Source organism: Eudoraea algarum, assembly GCF_050589645.1.
Classification (GTDB): Bacteria; Bacteroidota; Bacteroidia; order Flavobacteriales; family Flavobacteriaceae; genus JBNGOQ01.
Window position 1 is genome coordinate 546,455 of sequence record NZ_JBNGOQ010000001.1, and the last position, 15,790, is coordinate 562,244.

A 15,790-nucleotide genomic window follows, 5' to 3' on the forward strand; every position below is an offset into this window, starting at 1 on the left:
AGCTTATTTGGATAGAAAGGAAATAAGTTCCTCATACGCCTGGGGCTTGGCAATGATCCGTTTGTCCTTGTCCAGCACAAAGTATGTGGGTGTTCTTTCTATATGGTAACGCTTGGCAAGCTCACTTTCCCATTTGCCCAAAGAAAGTACGTGTTCAAAATTGGATAATTTGGCCGATTCCCGATCCCAACTCGCCCTGTCATCTTCCAAACCTATGGCTACGACCTTTACTGCTGTATTTTCCCTTAACCGTTCGTGTAATACAGGTAACTCTGCAAGACAGTGGGAACAGGTACTGCTCCAAAAGACCAATATATAGCAATCAGAATCCTCCAGGGTGCGCAGATGTTTCTCCGCTGTTCCCGATTTCCAGCGTATTTCAGGGGCCACGGCTCCTAGGCGCAGCCTATTGTGCATGGCCACTTTCTCTACAATTTCGGTAGCTCCGTTAGCCATTGCCAAGGGCTTTAAATATTGGGTATATAAAAAGTCCGATGCGGCATTATTATTACTGGCCACCAGCTGGGTCCAAAGCGCATCGTACAAGCGCATTTTAAAGGTTGTATCTACCTCCTGCAGCAACTTGTGCACCACACGGATGTTCTTCTGCATTTCTCCTTCCCTTACTTCGGGTGTCATAGGTGTTAAGGGCAGTGCGGTCAACACATAGTTCACCACCTTGTCCCGCAAAAAATTGGAGGCCTGTAAAAAAGGATCATTGAAGTCCACCGCCTCAAAATACGCCTGTTTCTTGTTGGCCACATAGACCTGGGCCGTTTCATAGGTGGTGGGAATATAAGGTCTGCTCGCCTTGATGTAGCTCTGGCATATCAGCCCCTTGGATTTTTCTTCATACTTGTCCTGAACGCCCTTTAATTTAGCAGTCAGCCCCAAGAATTCGTTCTTGTCCGTTTTTTGGTTGGAGTAAAAGTCCACGATAGCTCTTTCTACTGTGTTTATGGAACGCCTATAACCATAGAAGAGCTGGTTTTCCCCGGATTCTTTAAATGAGACACCCGTTTGGGGGTTGAATTCCAAGGTTACGGATTTCTCACCGTTGTAAATGACATCAAAATAGAATTGATCCTGTGGAAGGGCATACACGATACGGTAGAGACCGGTCTTGGCATTTTGGGGTAACTGCAAGTTGAACTTGCCTTCCTTTATGGCCGTATCGGCCACATAGGTCTCGGCATTGGGATCCAGCCGATAGGCGATAAGCCACGAGTAGTCCCCGGCCGGGGAAAAGCTGCCCGAAATGGTATGTTGTGCCTGTAGGCTACATACCATATAAAAAAAGAACAATGACCAGAGGTGCTGTTTGTATTTCATACACTATTTACTAACTCAAAAACTACTCCAAACGGGCCTAAAGAACGGCTTCCCTTTTATGGGCAAGGGGTGCCAGTACCTCCAAAGCTTTGGTAACCGACCGTACCTGTTCAAAAACAAGCAATAATCGCAGTCCGTTCCGCGTCTGTTTTTCCTTTATCTTACAACGGTCCGTATGGGCCTGAACAAAGTGCAATACCTTGGTAAAGGTATCACTTTGATAAAAATCCGACTGCTGGTCCGAGATAAAATATCCGATAAGCTTTCCTTTTTTCATCACGATTTTTTCCAAACCGATGCCATTGGCGATCCATTTGATGCGAACCGAATTCAAAAGATCAATGGCCGGCTCTGGCAACTCGCCAAAGCGATCTACCAATTGGGTTTCGAATTTTTGCAACCCTTCCTCGTCCTTTACCCCGTTCAGTTGGGTATACAAATTGAGACGCTCCGTGATATTGTTGATGTAGTCATCCGGGAAAAGCAATTCAAAATCGGAATCGATCTGTGTGTCCTTCACAAACGTCCTATCCGTACCCTCTATGGTGTCGTACAATTCCTTGAATTCATCTTCTTTGAGCTCCTCTATGGCTTCGGATAGAATTTTTTGATAGGCATCAAAGCCAATTTCATTGATAAATCCACTTTGTTCGCCGCCCAGCAGGTCACCGGCGCCACGGATTTCCAAGTCCTTCATCGCAATATTAAAACCGCTTCCCAATTCAGTGAACTGCTCCAAGGCCTGTATTCTTTTTCTGGCGTCCGTAGTCATCATGTCGTAAGGGGGGGTAATGAAATAACAGAAGGCCTTTTTATTGCTCCGGCCCACGCGTCCGCGCATTTGATGCAGGTCGCTAAGACCAAAATTGTGGGCATTGTTGATAAAAATGGTATTGGCGTTGGTAACGTCCAGTCCACTTTCCACGATGGTAGTGGATACCAGTACATCAAATTCCCCGTTCATAAAGGCAAGCATTAAATGTTCCAGTTTTTTGCCTTCCATCTGTCCGTGGCCGATGCCTAATTTTGCGTCTGGGACCAAGCGCTGTATCATTCCGGCTACCTCCTTTATGTTTTCTATCCGGTTGTGGATAAAGAACACTTGTCCGCCCCGTTGAATTTCGTAAGTAATGGCATCCCTTATGGTTTCCTCGTTAAAACGGGTAACCTGACTTTCTATAGGATACCTATTGGGCGGCGGGGTGTTGATCACGGATAGGTCTCGCGCAGCCATAAGACTAAACTGTAAGGTACGGGGTATAGGAGTGGCCGTGAGGGTAAGCACATCCACATTCTCTTTGATCGCTTTAAGCTTGTCCTTGACCGAAACCCCAAACTTTTGCTCCTCATCCACAATTAATAGGCCCAGGTCCTTGAACTTTACATTTTTGTTCACCAACTGATGGGTGCCAATAATGATATCTACCTTTCCGGCTGCCAGTCTTTCCAGGGTCTCCCTTTTTTCCTTGGCCGTTCTGAACCGATTGATATAATCCACGGTCACCGGCATTTCCCGTAAGCGCTCCGAAAAGGTCCTTTGGTGCTGAAAGGCCAGGATGGTGGTAGGTACCAGAATGGCCACCTGTTTGCCATTGTCCACGGCCTTGAAGGCCGCCCGGATGGCCACTTCTGTCTTTCCAAAGCCCACATCCCCGCAGATTAGCCGATCCATGGGTCGTTTGCTCTCCATATCCTTCTTGATGTCTTCCGTGGCTTTGGTCTGATCGGGGGTATCCTCATAGATGAAGGAGGCTTCCAATTCGTGTTGCAGGTAGCTGTCGGGATCGTAGGCGAAGCCTTGTTCCATTCTGCGCTTGGCGTAGACCTTGATGAGGTCGAAGGCTATTTTTTTGACCCTTGCCTTGGTCTTTTGCTTTAATTTTTTCCAAGCACCGGACCCTAGCTTATAGATTTTGGGTACCGCCCCATCCTTGCCGTTAAACTTGGAAATCTTATGTAGGGAATGGATGCTCACGTAAAGAATATCGCGTTCCCCGTACATGAGCTTGATCGCCTCTTGCTGTTTGCCCTCCACATCTATTTTTTGAAGGCCACCAAACTTGCCGATACCGTGATCGATATGGGTAACGTAATCCCCAATTTCCAACTTGTTGAGTTCCTTAAGGGTAATGGCCTGTTTTTTAGCATAGCCGTTCTTGAGATGAAACTTGTGGTAGCGCTCAAAAATCTGGTGGTCCGTATAACAAACTATTTGTAGGTCATCGGCAATAAACCCTTGGTAGAGTGGAAAAACTACGGTTTGGTAATGCACCTCCGCTTCTACCTCGTCGAAAATATCGTGGAACCGTTTGGCCTGTTGTTCGGAGGCACAAAAGAGGTAATTGGTATACCCGCGCTTATGGTTCTGATCCAGGTCTTGGATCAGGAGGTCAAATTTCTTGTTAAAGGAGGGCTGGGGGCGGGTACTAAAGCTGATGTCGGTACCGCGTTGGCCCTGGGTTACCTGCATAAAATCGGGCAGCTGCTTTTTAAGCAGGCCAGAACTCGTAAACAGCTCTTCCGGCGCGGCGTGTTTTATGTCTGGTGAGAGTTGGGCAAAGGTATTCTTGGCCTTCTCGAAAAAAGCATCGATTCTTCCAAAGAGCATGTCCCTGTTTTTGATAAATACCACGGTCTTGGGCGAAATGTATCGCAGAAAACTCTCCCGGTTCTCGTTCAAAAATTTGTTTTCTACGTTTGGAATAATGGTAATTTTCTTGACCGTTTCCGTAGATAGTTGCGTCTCTACATCAAAGGTACGTATGCTATCTACCTCGTCCCCGAAAAATTCTATCCTGTACGGTTCATCATGGGAGAAGGAGAAGACATCCACGATACCTCCCCGTACAGAAAATTCCCCGGGTTCGGTAACAAAATCCACGCGCTTAAATTGATATTCGAACAAGACCTCGTTCAAAAAATCGAGACTTAGGCTATCGCCCAACTTTATCTTTAGGGTATTCTTGTTAAGTTCCTTTCTGGTGACCACTTTTTCGAAAAGGGCGTCGGGATAGGTGACGATAAGCGCTGGTTTTTTCTTGGAATTGATCCGGTTCAGCACTTCGGCCCGCAGTAGCACATTGGCATTGTCCGTTTCCTCTATCTGATAGGGCCTACGGTAACTTCCGGGGTAGAAAAGGACCTGTTTTTCCTCGACAAGCTGCTCCAGGTCATTAAGGTGGTAAGCCGCTTCTTCCTTGTCGTTCAAGATTAACAGGAACGGCCGTTCACCACTTTTAAACATCTCTGCTAGGACAAAGGAAAGTGCGGAGCCCGTAAGGCCATTTATTTCGATGTTATCTTGCGACTCGGCAATAGCATTCCGCAGTTTCTGCACTGGCAGAGACCGTGAGAACAGTTGTGGGATCTGAGAATGCGTCAACCGTTAAAATTTGTGCAAATATAGGCACTCTATCCTTCTTATGAAAAGCAAAACGGCCACGTAGCCTAAGTTTAAAAACAGGATAACAGTTTCTTAAGATCCGCTTCGGTATTATAGACATTACAGGACACCCGAATAGCGTTCCCCCGGTAGGAGACATAGATTTTTTGATCCACTAAGCCTTGCTTTATCGTTTCCAGGGACATGGCTTTGGGGAGATAAATTCCGAACAGATGTTTGGCCCTAAAGGCATCATTCTCCACGAAACAGTCCTTGCTGCGTAGGGCTTCCACGGTGTCCATGGAGATGGTCCCGCAGTAGTTCTGGATGTTTTTGGGTTGCCATTCCAACAATTGTTCCAACGCCTTGATAAGCATGGGCACCAAAATGAAACTGCTGGCCTCTCCCATGGAATATCTGCCCGCTTTTGGTAAAAATTCATCCTCGTATTGGGTAAGGGCCGAGAAATTTTCACTGTGCAAGCGGTTCATCCAACTGTGTTCAATAGGGTCGCCATGGTTAAAGACATCACCGTAGTAAGCGACCCCCAGGGAGTATCCGCCCAACAACCACTTGTATCCTGCACAGATCAGGGCATCGGGCTGCAGTTCGGCAACGGAAAAAGGCAGGGCGCCCACACTTTGGGTACCATCTATGATCAATAGGGAACCTACCTCCCTGGTTTTCTCCCGTACCGCTTTCAAATTAAAAAGTGTACCGTCTGCCCAGTGCACATGGGGCATGGCCACCACCGCCGTTTTACTGGTTATGGCTTTTAAGATATTTTTGTTCCATTGTTCGCCCCTAGCCGTAAAATCCTGGGGGGGAGCCACAATCTTCAGGGAAGCGCCCTTTTTCTTGGCGAGTTGTTTCCAGACGTACACATTGCTGGGAAACTGCTCATCCACCAATACGATTTCCTCGCCCTGGGCAAGGGTCACATTGTTGGCTACATTGGCGATGCCATAGGAAACCGACGGGATAAGGGCCACATTGCGGTAGTCCGATATTTGGACGAGTTCGGCAAAACGTTTTTTAAGCACTGTTTGCTCCGAAAAGAAATCCTCGGACGTGATGGCGTAGGGATGATTTTTCCGCCTTAGGTTTTCAATTCCGATGGCCTCGGAGGCTTTGAGTTGGGGTGCCATGTACGCTCCATTTAAATAGGTGATTTCCTCTGGCAGGGAGAACAGTTGTTTTTGATCGGTGAGCATGTTTTTGGCATTAATTGGCCACTAAAATAACCTCATTTTCCGTAATGGCGTACACGGTATCCCTTTTATTGGGTTTTAGCACGTGATTTCCGGTGAATTCGCCAAAGGCGGGAAGAATAAGCTGTTGCGGACTTCGAAAAAAGCATGGAAGTTTTACGGATTGTCGACCGCTTCCCCGAAGGCGCACCGCAGGATGGATATGGCCCGAAATGTTGAAAAGATCCCCTCCGTCCTGGGGATGATGTGTCAACAGAAACCCGTTCAATATCAGTTGGTCCACTACTTCAATGCCCATTTCCTCATATTTCAATGGGGAAATGATATCGTGGTTACCGCTTACCAGGATAATCTTCCCCCGTACCTGGGCCGTCCACTCCTGGAACAATTTCCATTCACTGTTCATGGCAGAATGGAACAGGTCGCCCATAAAACAAATAGTCTTGGGGTTAAAAAAAGCGACCGCAGCATCCAGGGCCGTATAGTTTTTAAGCAATGCCACTTGGGGTACGGCTGCCCCATACTTTCGAAAATGGGAAATTTTACCCAGATGCACATCACTGATGAGCAACAAGGATTGTTGCTCCCAGAACAAGACACCCATAGGGTGCAGGACAAAAGATTGATCCTGTATTTGAATGTTTTGGGTACACATACCCTCAAAAGTACTAAAAGTTGTTCCCTAAACAAGAGGGAAGGAAGCCGCATTGCAAGCAGTAAAATTTATTTCCGCATCAATTTGGCCGACATCCGTTTTATGCGATCTGCCAGTTTTTCGCTGGAGAGTTTTTCGCGTAGCCGGTCAGTAATGATGGGAAAGGAGAAGGGGGTAGGATTATTACAGGCCTTCCAAAGGATTTCCTGACGCGCGATTCGCTCCAGGGCCAACCGCAGACGTCCCTCCTCCAATTGATGTTCAAAGGTTTCTGTAAATGCTTGTTGAAAGAGGAGGTTATCGGATTCGTATTCCCGAAAGACATCAAAGAGCAATTGCGAACTGCTCTGTAAGTGTTTCATTTTGATGCCTTTGTCGGGATAGCCCGTAAAGACCAGGCCGCTAATGACGGCGATGTCGCGAAACTTCCTACGGGCCATTTCCGTGGAGTTCAGGCTTTTTTGAAGGTCTTCCAAAAGGTAGGCGGTGCTGAACAGATCATTGTCCAAAACCTGCTGCATATCTACCTCCTGATCGGACAGTAGTTCAAAACCATAATCGTTAAAGGCCAGGGAGAAGGTCACTGGCAAAAGCAAGCTAATTCTATAGGCAAGTAGGCTGCCCATGGCCTCATGAACAAAGCGGCCCTCAAAGGGATAAAAAATATGGTGGTATCCGTCCCGGGTCTTAAAGGTCTCTATGAGAAATTCATCAGGTTTGGGCACTGCACTTTCCAGGCCTTGCTGCTCAAAAAGGGGATGTAGCGCCTTTATTTCTGACGACTGCTGGGCGGGGTCCTTATAGACCGAGTACAGCTCGTTTCTCAACAAGCGGGACATCTGGGCCGAGAGGGTCAAACGTCCGCCCATCCAGCTGGGCACTTTCCGCGTCTTTTTTGTGGAATTGCGAACATGGACCTGCATGTCCCTGATTCTAATAAATTCCAGGTTCCTGCCGGCAAAGGTAAATACGTCCCCAGGGGTCAACTTGGAGATGAAGGACTCTTCGATGGTACCGATATAACCACCACGCTGATATCTTACGGACAGGTTGGCATCGCCCACGATAGTGCCGATCTGGAAACGGTGGCGCATGGCGATGCCCCGGTGGTGTACCACAAACCTGCCGTCTGACTCTACCTCTACCTTTTTGTATTCATCATAACTTTGGAGGCTCTGACTGCCCAATACGATAAAGTTTAACAACCAAGTCCATTGTGCCTTGGAAAGGGCCTGAAAACAGAAGGTATCTGTTACTTCCTTAAAGATTTGATCGGGATAGAAACCGTCCGAGATGGCCAGCGTAACCAGATATTGTATCAAGACGTCAAAACTGTTGAGGTAGGGAATTCTGTCCTCTACGGCCTTGAGCTTCACGGCCTGCTGCAGGGCAGAGGCCTCTACCAACTCTATGGCATGGGTGGGCAAAAAATAAATGACACTTTCTTTTCCGGGACGATGTCCACTGCGACCCGCCCTTTGCAGAAAGCGTGCCACTCCTTTGGGTCCCCCGATCTGCACCACGGTCTCCACAGGGGCAAAGTCTACCCCCAGATCCAAGCTAGAGGTGCAGACCACCGCTTTAAGATTTTCGCGTCGTATGGCCTGTTCCACCCAGATGCGGGTTTCCTTGTTGATGCTCCCATGGTGCATGGCAATTTCCCCTGCGTATTCGGGGTGTTTTTCCAGTATTTTCTGGAACCAGATTTCACATTGGCTCCGGGTATTGGTAAACAGCAGGGTGGTCTTGCTTTTGTTGATGATAGGAATAACGTCTTCCAATAGGCGGATGCCGAGATGGCCTCGCCAAGGAAAGGTTTCCATTTCCTTGGGAATGATACTTTTTACCTTGATCTTCTTGTTGAGATTGGCCTTGATCAGCACCGAATTTTGAAGTGCCTTGCTTGTAGGGCCCAGAAGCACTTCCCTGGCTTGGTCCAGATTACCGATGGTAGCGGAGATGCCCCAAATCCTTAAATCCTTTGCGATGGTTTTAAGGCGTGAAAGGCCCAGCTCCATCTGTACGCCGCGTTTGGTACCCAAAAGTTCGTGCCACTCGTCAACGACGATGGCTGAACAGTTTTTAAAGGTTTTGTCGTACCCTTTTGAGGAGAGCAGCAGTTGCAGGCTTTCCGGGGTGGTGATGAGCAGGTCTGGCATGTTTTTTTTCTGCTGGGCCCGTTCTTTGGTGGAAGTGTCCCCGCTACGGATGCCTACCGTCAATCCTGTTCCCAAATCTTCGTTCACGCGTTCGGCAGATTGTTTTATTTCGTGCGAAAGTGCGCGTAAGGGCGTAATCCAAACGGCCTTTAACCCTTTTTTATGCGTGGTTTTGTACTTGGGGTTTTGTTTCAGATAGTTCAACATTATGGGAAACCAGAGCGCATAGGTCTTGCCGCTTCCCGTTGGGGCATTCAGCAGGCCGTTCTTGCCCTGTAAAAAAGCCTTCCAGCTTTGTTTTTGGAAAGCAAAGGGCTTCCAGTCCTGTGCATGAAACCAGTTTTTTGCCAATTGGTATAGTTGGTCGTTGTTCATAATTTGCGAGCGAAGCGAAGCAAACTGCCATAATGCTTTTCGGCTTCCTAGGGAATTTTTCTTTTTTTTCTTAAGTTAAAATTTTTATCTATCCAATTAATCGATAGGTCTGACCACTCCGGATTCATGGAATTGATCAGGTCTTCTTTTTTCTTTCTATTTCCCGCTTTTAGCTGTTTCTCACGAATAAATGCATCCTTTATTCTATCGTATTCCTCAAAATAGACCAATACATCACAATTATAGCGTGCGGTAAAGGAATTTTTATGGATTTTGTTTTTGTGTTCATTGATGCGCTTTTGAATATCGTTCGTAGCACCCACATACAATACGGTTTTATTTTTGTTGGCCAGGATGTAGGTATATCCTTTTTTCATCGGTTTTTGTTGTTGGCGGATTCCTTCACTTCGCTCGGAATCAATGCCCTTAAATCCTCCAAAGAATTGGCATCCGCGATCTTCTTGTCCTGCCGCCATCTAAGGATCCGTGGAAAACGGGTAGCAACACCGCTTTTGTGCCTTTTGGAAAGCGCAATGCCTTCAAAGGCAATTTCAAATACATGCTGGGGGACCACACTACGGACGGGGCCAAAGCGTTCCAGGGTGTTCTTTTTGATCCAGGCATCCACCTGCCTAAATTCAGCATCCGTAAGCCCGGAATATGCTTTGGCAAAAGTGACCAATTCCCGTTCCCCAGTTTCGGTTTCCGACCAAAGGGCAAAGGTGTAGTCCGTGAAAAGATTGCTTCGCCTGCCATGGCCGCGCATGGCGTAGGTGAGCACGGCATCGATGGTAAGGGGATCTACCTTCCATTTCCACCAGTCCCCTTTTTTGCGGCCTACCCGATAGGGAGAATCCCAATGCTTTAGCATAAGGCCTTCGCTTTTAGCTTCTCGTGCCTGTTCACGTTCCCTGGCCACAGCTTCCCAAGAGTTGAAACGCATGGTTTGGGAAAGCTGTAGGTGGGTCAAGGGTTGGTGTAACGGGTCCTTTTCCACTGTTAGGTTTTTACAAAGCGTCTCCAAAAGCGTTCTTCTTTCCAAAAAGCTTTTGCCCCTAATATCCTTCCCCTCCCATTCCAACAGATCATAGACTTTTAAGATTACAGGCGTTTTTGCCAGCAAGGCCTTGGAGATTGTCTTTCGGCCAATTCGGGTCTGTAATTCATTAAAGGAACCAATGCCCCCATTAGGATAAGGAAGAATCTCCCCGTCCAAAACGGTACCGTTCGGAATACGGCCCACAAACTCCTGAAACTCCGGATATTTATCGGTCACCAATTCCTCGCCCCTGCTCCAAACGAAGATTTCGCTATTCCTTAGGATCAGTTGTGCCCGAATACCGTCCCATTTGTGCTCGGCGGACCATTGGGTCACATTGCCCAAATCTTCGACCTTGCCTTCCATGGCATAGGCCAAGTAAAATGGGTAGGGCTTGGAAAGATAATCGCTTTCGTTTTCCTTTAGCACCAGATCGGTAAAGGAGATACTGCCGGGATCCCAATTGCCCATGAGCTTATAGGCAAGCACATCCTCGTCCATTTGGGTCGCCTTGGCCAGGGCTCGGGTCATCAATTTTTGGCTAATCCCAATTCGGAACCCACCTGTGATCAATTTGGTAAAGACAAAACGTTCATAGTAGTCCAGATCTTTCCAGTTTTCAATGAGGTAGCTTCTTTTTTCTTCTTCCGGTTTGGTTTTGAGGCTGATCATTTCCTCCAGAAACTGGGTGAGTGTTTTTTCCGTTCTGGACCGTGGGGAGGGAAGGACCAGGGCAATGGTCTCTGCCAGATCCCCTACGATGTGATAACTTTCCTCAAACAACCAAAGTGGAATATTGGCATGTTCGGACGCCCAGCTGCGCAGCAAGGTGGTGTTGACGGGCCGGGGCGGCCGCCTATGCGAAAGTATGGCAATCGTCCACACCTTATCCCGGTCGTCCGCAGCTTGGAAGTAGGCGGACAAAGCATCTACCTTGGTGTTGGTCTTATTGGTGCTGTCCAATATTTTGATCAGTTGGGCAAAACGTTTCATTACCTAACTTTTTGGGTTTCAGGATCTACTTCACCGGTTTCCCCTTCATACTGTGTGCTTTCCGTTCTGGCATCGTAGCCCTTCTCCCTTAGAAAACGGGAAAAAATATCGGTATAGCCATGGGTGCAGATTATTTTGGTGGCACCGGTGGCTTCCACGCTTTTCAAAAGGCCGTCCCAATCACAATGGTCGCTTAGTACAAAACCTTTGTCCATGGCCCGTCTTCTTCGAGCGCCCCGAAAGGCCATCCAACCGCTGGCCGAGGCGGTCTCATAAGGGGCCATTTTTCGCATCCATGGACTCCCATGGGCGCTGGGCGGTGCCAAAACCATATGGCCCAAAAGTGCTTCCTTCTTGGTCTCCTCAGTAATGCGGGTTGTTGCGGGGAAGTGTTCCAAGTGTCTAAGTACCTCGGTCATGTTCTCTATGGCGCCATGGGTATATATTTTTCCTATGCCGGGGTCCAAATGTTTCAATAAACGCTGTGCCTTGCCCAAGGAATATCCAAAAAGCACAGAGGTTTTGCCCAAGGCCCTGTTCGTGGCCCACCAACTGTTGATCTCGCTAAAAACGTCTTTCTGCGGGACCCACTTAAAGGCGGGCAAGCCAAAGGTACATTCGGAAATAAAAGTATGGCAGCGCACGGGTTCGTATGGGGTGGCGAGGCCGTCATCCTCTGTCTTGTAATCCCCGGTGAACACCCAAACCTCTCCTTTGTAGGCTACCCGTATTTGGGATGAACCAATGATATGACCGGCCGGATGCAAACTAAATTCCACGCCGTTCACTGTAAAGGATTCACCCCATTCCCTACCGGAAATGACGATGTCACCCAGGCGGTGTTTCACTATGGGCACGTTTCGGTGGTGGGTAATATATTTTTTGTGGCCCCAGCGACTGTGGTCGGCATGTCCATGCGAGATAATGGCTTTGTCAACCGGCTTCCACGGGTCGAGAAACACCCCGGCCGCACTACAATAAATACCACTTTCCGTAAATTCAAGAAGGGGTTTTCCCATAGCCCTGTGAAGGTACAAATTTTGCCCTAAAATAAAGTTTCCACAAATTAAAATGATGCGGTTTAAAGATTTATATTTGCCATAAATTTCACATTGTATGTCTATTTTAGATTTGTTTGATAGCGGGTTCAGAAAGCGCAATCAGTCCCATTTTGCAGCCATTGTTCGGGTAGCCATGAGCGATGGGATAATCACAGAGGAAGAACGGGCTTTTTTACATAGACTAGCCGCCAAACTCCATATTTCGGAGGCCGACTACAAGAAAATTTTAAAGGATTACAAATCGCACGAGATCAACCCACCGACGAGCTATGACGTTCGTTTGGAGCGCCTATACGATTTGGCGCGAATGGTCTATGCCGATCATAACCTGGGAGAAAAACAGACCGCTCTGTTGGAACGCTTGGGGATTGGCCTTGGGTTTTCCACGGGAAATGTGGGCTACGTGGTGGATAAGGCCCTTAAGTTGGTCCACGCCGGGGTAGACCGGGATAATTTCATCGATGAGATCAAAAAGATGAATCGCTGATTCAGGCGTTCCCTCTGTAGGTCTTAGGGGATAAGCGAATAGGAAATAGTCGTTACCGCATATTTCATAGACCTAGGTTCATAATTTTATGTGGATGGATGTAGCGTGCTTAGAAGGATGGTCCGTTAGTAGGGAGTGTAGCGCAACTATTTGAAAATCAAGACCTCAAAAGAGCCCAACTTTACTTTAGGTAATTGTAAAATGCTTTCCAGAAACCTTGATTCTTATAGTTTCCTTCCCTTAATCGCTATTTCATAAACTCTTCCGCTTTTTCCACCATCTTTTTGCTTCCGCAAAAGAAGGGTACGCGCTGATGAAGTTCCGTGGGCTCAATATCCAGGATGCGCTGATAGCCATCACTGGCCTTTCCGTTGGCCTGCTCTGCAATAAAAGCCATGGGATTGCACTCGTAAAGCAAGCGCAATTTTCCCTTGGCGGCTGTACTGCTCTTGGGGTACATATAAATTCCCCCTTTGATCATATTCCGATGAAAATCGGAAACCAATGAACCAATATACCGCGAGGTATAGGGGCGATCGCCCTCTTCCTTCTGACAGTATTTGATATAGTCCTTAACGCCCTGGGGAAAGTGGATATAGTTGCCCTCGTTAACGGAATAGATTTTCCCTGTTTCCGGGAACTGCATATTTGGATGCGAGAGGTAGAAGGTACCGATGGCCGGATTTAGCGTAAATCCGTTTACACCGTCGCCCGTGGTATAGACCAACATGGTAGAGGTACCATAAACAACATAACCCGCGGCCACCTGATTTTTACCGGCCTGCAGAAAATCGGCCAGGGTCACTGGGGTGCCTACCGGGGTAATCCTTCTATAGATGGAAAAAATAGTCCCCACCGATACGTTGACATCGATATTGGAGGAACCATCGAGCGGATCGATTAGGACCACATATTTGTTGAGATGCTGCTCGTCATGACTATTGACGCTGATGAAATTGTCCTCCTCTTCGGACGCAATTCCACACACAATTTCCCGGTTCTTCAGGGTCTGTATAAATTTCTCGTTGGCCAAGACGTCCAGTTTTTGCTGGTCTTCCCCTTGGACATTGGTGTCGCCTACGGCGCCTAAAATATCGACGAGCCCGGCCTTGTTTACTTCGTGATTGACCACTTTTGCGGCCAAACGGATCGCGTGTATAAGCTTGGAGAGTTCTCCGGAGGAATACTGAAAGGAGGCCTGGTTTTCAATAATAAATTCCCCCAGTGTACGGTTCGCTTTCTGCATGAATGGAATAGTGTTTTATTTGTGAACAAATATCGTGTATTTTGTGAAACTATAACGTTTTCGCCAGGGAATAGTTTTTTATATTTATAACTTTGTGTTTTATTTGTAACAGTTATGGATTACATCATTCGGGAAGCTAAAGCTGGAGATATGGCCCAGGTTTTGGGACTGGTCAGGGAACTCGCCATCTTTGAAAAGGAAAGCGAAGCCGTAGAGGTGACCGTTGCCGATCTAGTGGCCGATGGTTTTGAAGAGAACAAGCTTTTTCAGTGCTTTGTAGCGGAATCTAACGGCACCTTGGTAGGGATGGCCCTGGTTTATCCACGCTATTCTACCTGGAAGGGCCCTGTAATCCATTTGGAGGACCTCATCGTTACCGAATCTATGCGGGGAAGTGGTTTGGGGAGCGCCCTACTGACCGAGGTGGTCAAGTACGGACACCGCCTAGGGGTAAAACGGATTAGTTGGGAAGTGTTGGATTGGAATGAACCGGCCATTGCCTTTTACGAGGGCAAGGGTGCCAAAGTAATGCGAGACTGGGATGTAGTGCAATTGGATGAACAGGGAATACAAAACTTTATAGGAAATTTATGAGGATTTTCAAATTTGGTGGAGCATCGGTCAAGGATGCAGAGGGGGTAAGGAACCTGGTGGCGGTACTCGAGGAAGTAGGCCATGAGCATACTTTGTTGGTAGTGTCTGCCATGGGCAAGACCACCAATGCCATGGAAAAAGTGGTCGATTCGTATTTTACGGATAAGGCTTCCCTGGCCCTGGCCTTGCACGAAGTCGTTTCCTTTCATAAGGAAATAACGGGGGCCTTGTTCACTAACCCCAAGCATCCTGTTTTTGATCAGGTAAAATTGCTTTTCGAAGAAGTACAGGGTTTCCTTGCATGGAACAAATCGCCCAACTACAGTTTTGTTTATGACCAGGTGGTAGGCTATGGGGAATTGGTCTCTACGACCATTTTAAATGCCTATCTCAATGAGGCGGGAATAAAAAGCACCTGGTTGGATGTGCGAAGTCTTATCAAAACAGATAACAGCTATAGGGATGCACGGGTAAACTGGGAAAAAACGCAGCAAATCGTTTCCCGGGATGTGGACAAGGACAACCTATATATTACCCAAGGTTTTTTGGGGAGTGATGACAATAACTTTACCACAACCCTAGGAAGGGAAGGCTCGGACTATACCGCAGCCATTTTGGCCTATTGCCTAAACGCCCGGTCCGTTACCATATGGAAAGATGTTCCAGGGGTATTGAATGCCGACCCCAGGTACTTTAAGGAAGCCACCCTCCTGCATAAAATATCGTATCGAGAGGCTATAGAACTTGCATTTTACGGGGCTTCCGTAATACACCCCAAAACCTTGCAACCCTTACAGCGTAAGGAAATTCCCTTGCACGTAAAGTCTTTTGTGCGCCCCAAGGACGCTGGGACAACGGTAGGGAAGGGAATAGGCCTGGAACCGGAAATCCCCTGTTTTATCGTGAAAAAAAACCAGGTGCTCATGAAGCTGTCCTCCCTGGATTTTTCTTTCATCGTGGAGCATAGCATCAGTGAGATCTTTAAACTTTTCCACGATTATAGGATGAAGGTGGATCTTATTCAAAATTCCGCTATCAGTTTTTCTGTTTGTGTGGACAATAGGTTTGGTAAGCTGCCGGAACTGCTCAATGAACTACAGCGCAAGTTCAAAGTGGTACATCACGATAATGTTTCCCTGTACACCATACGGCACTTTAATGCCGAGGCCATAGCTTCATTGCAAAACGGGAGGGAAGTACTGTTGGAGCAGCGTGGAAAGGAAACGGTTCAGTTGGTGGTGAAAACTTGACAATTC

Annotated in this window: 12 protein-coding genes; 3 read left to right on the forward strand and 9 right to left on the reverse strand. The window is 47.5% G+C overall.

Annotation, left to right across the window (positions count from 1 at the left end):
- Positions 1 to 3: 3 nt before the first annotated feature.
- From ACRD67_RS02490 to ACRD67_RS02525, 8 genes are all read right to left on the reverse strand, one after another.
- The gene (locus ACRD67_RS02490) at positions 4 to 1,332 is read right to left on the reverse strand and encodes a TlpA family protein disulfide reductase (protein WP_430965453.1); all 1,329 of its coding nucleotides are present in this window, start codon (positions 1,330 to 1,332) and stop codon (positions 4 to 6) included.
- 37 nt (positions 1,333 to 1,369) lie between these two features.
- Positions 1,370 to 4,714, reverse strand: coding sequence for a transcription-repair coupling factor (gene mfd / locus ACRD67_RS02495; RefSeq protein ID WP_430965454.1), 3,345 nt, complete (start codon positions 4,712 to 4,714; stop codon positions 1,370 to 1,372).
- 71 nt (positions 4,715 to 4,785) lie between these two features.
- Entirely contained in the window at positions 4,786 to 5,928 is a 1,143-nt protein-coding gene (locus tag ACRD67_RS02500) for an aminotransferase class V-fold PLP-dependent enzyme (RefSeq protein ID WP_430965455.1), read from the reverse strand.
- A 10-nt stretch (positions 5,929 to 5,938) separates the two neighbouring features.
- On the reverse strand, positions 5,939 to 6,580 hold the full coding sequence (gene pdeM / locus ACRD67_RS02505) for a ligase-associated DNA damage response endonuclease PdeM (RefSeq protein WP_430965456.1): 642 nt from the start codon (positions 6,578 to 6,580) through the stop codon (positions 5,939 to 5,941).
- Positions 6,581 to 6,648: 68 nt separating this feature from the next.
- On the reverse strand, positions 6,649 to 9,114 hold the full coding sequence (locus ACRD67_RS02510) for a ligase-associated DNA damage response DEXH box helicase (RefSeq protein WP_430965457.1): 2,466 nt from the start codon (positions 9,112 to 9,114) through the stop codon (positions 6,649 to 6,651).
- A 47-nt stretch (positions 9,115 to 9,161) separates the two neighbouring features.
- Positions 9,162 to 9,491, reverse strand: coding sequence for a GIY-YIG nuclease family protein (locus ACRD67_RS02515; RefSeq protein WP_430965458.1), 330 nt, complete (start codon positions 9,489 to 9,491; stop codon positions 9,162 to 9,164).
- The gene (locus ACRD67_RS02520; RefSeq protein WP_430965459.1) at positions 9,488 to 11,146 is read right to left on the reverse strand and encodes an ATP-dependent DNA ligase; all 1,659 of its coding nucleotides are present in this window, start codon (positions 11,144 to 11,146) and stop codon (positions 9,488 to 9,490) included. The genes ACRD67_RS02515 and ACRD67_RS02520 overlap by 4 nt, the downstream gene beginning before the upstream one ends.
- Entirely contained in the window at positions 11,146 to 12,165 is a 1,020-nt protein-coding gene (locus ACRD67_RS02525; protein WP_430965460.1) for a ligase-associated DNA damage response exonuclease, read from the reverse strand. Before ACRD67_RS02525 ends, ACRD67_RS02520 begins: the two co-directional genes overlap by 1 nt.
- A gap of 97 nt (positions 12,166 to 12,262) precedes the next feature.
- Between ACRD67_RS02525 and ACRD67_RS02530 the strand changes: the two genes are divergently transcribed.
- Positions 12,263 to 12,694 (forward strand): tellurite resistance TerB family protein, encoded by a 432-nt coding sequence (locus tag ACRD67_RS02530; RefSeq protein ID WP_430965461.1) that lies wholly within the window; start codon positions 12,263 to 12,265, stop codon positions 12,692 to 12,694.
- Between the two features lie 247 nt (positions 12,695 to 12,941).
- Here the strand turns inward: ACRD67_RS02530 and fbp are convergent, their stop codons facing one another.
- Entirely contained in the window at positions 12,942 to 13,940 is a 999-nt protein-coding gene (gene fbp, locus ACRD67_RS02535) for a class 1 fructose-bisphosphatase (protein WP_430965462.1), read from the reverse strand.
- Between the two features lie 114 nt (positions 13,941 to 14,054).
- On the opposite strand from fbp, the gene ACRD67_RS02540 reads away from it, so the two are divergent.
- Together ACRD67_RS02540 and ACRD67_RS02545 are read left to right on the forward strand one after the other, a co-directional pair.
- Positions 14,055 to 14,534 (forward strand): GNAT family N-acetyltransferase, encoded by a 480-nt coding sequence (locus tag ACRD67_RS02540; protein WP_430965463.1) that lies wholly within the window; start codon positions 14,055 to 14,057, stop codon positions 14,532 to 14,534.
- On the forward strand, positions 14,531 to 15,784 hold the full coding sequence (locus ACRD67_RS02545) for an aspartate kinase (protein ID WP_430965464.1): 1,254 nt from the start codon (positions 14,531 to 14,533) through the stop codon (positions 15,782 to 15,784). The genes ACRD67_RS02540 and ACRD67_RS02545 overlap by 4 nt, the downstream gene beginning before the upstream one ends.
- The last annotated feature ends 6 nt before the right edge of the window (positions 15,785 to 15,790 follow it).

What these genes read in the sequence shown, in the direction of transcription:
- ACRD67_RS02490 (WP_430965453.1), bottom strand. Translation starts at nt 1,332, where the DNA reads ATGAAATACAAACAGCACCTCTGGTCATTGTTCTTTTTTTATATGGTA.
- ACRD67_RS02500 (WP_430965455.1), bottom strand. Translation starts at nt 5,928, where the DNA reads ATGCTCACCGATCAAAAACAACTGTTCTCCCTGCCAGAGGAAATCACC.
- pdeM (WP_430965456.1), bottom strand. Translation starts at nt 6,580, where the DNA reads ATGTGTACCCAAAACATTCAAATACAGGATCAATCTTTTGTCCTGCAC.
- ACRD67_RS02510 (WP_430965457.1), bottom strand. Translation starts at nt 9,114, where the DNA reads ATGAACAACGACCAACTATACCAATTGGCAAAAAACTGGTTTCATGCA.
- ACRD67_RS02515 (WP_430965458.1), bottom strand. Translation starts at nt 9,491, where the DNA reads ATGAAAAAAGGATATACCTACATCCTGGCCAACAAAAATAAAACCGTA.
- ACRD67_RS02520 (WP_430965459.1), bottom strand. Translation starts at nt 11,146, where the DNA reads ATGAAACGTTTTGCCCAACTGATCAAAATATTGGACAGCACCAATAAG.
- ACRD67_RS02525 (WP_430965460.1), bottom strand. Translation starts at nt 12,165, where the DNA reads ATGGGAAAACCCCTTCTTGAATTTACGGAAAGTGGTATTTATTGTAGT.
- ACRD67_RS02530 (WP_430965461.1), top strand. Translation starts at nt 12,263, where the DNA reads ATGTCTATTTTAGATTTGTTTGATAGCGGGTTCAGAAAGCGCAATCAG.
- fbp (WP_430965462.1), bottom strand. Translation starts at nt 13,940, where the DNA reads ATGCAGAAAGCGAACCGTACACTGGGGGAATTTATTATTGAAAACCAG.
- ACRD67_RS02540 (WP_430965463.1), top strand. Translation starts at nt 14,055, where the DNA reads ATGGATTACATCATTCGGGAAGCTAAAGCTGGAGATATGGCCCAGGTT.
- ACRD67_RS02545 (WP_430965464.1), top strand. Translation starts at nt 14,531, where the DNA reads ATGAGGATTTTCAAATTTGGTGGAGCATCGGTCAAGGATGCAGAGGGG.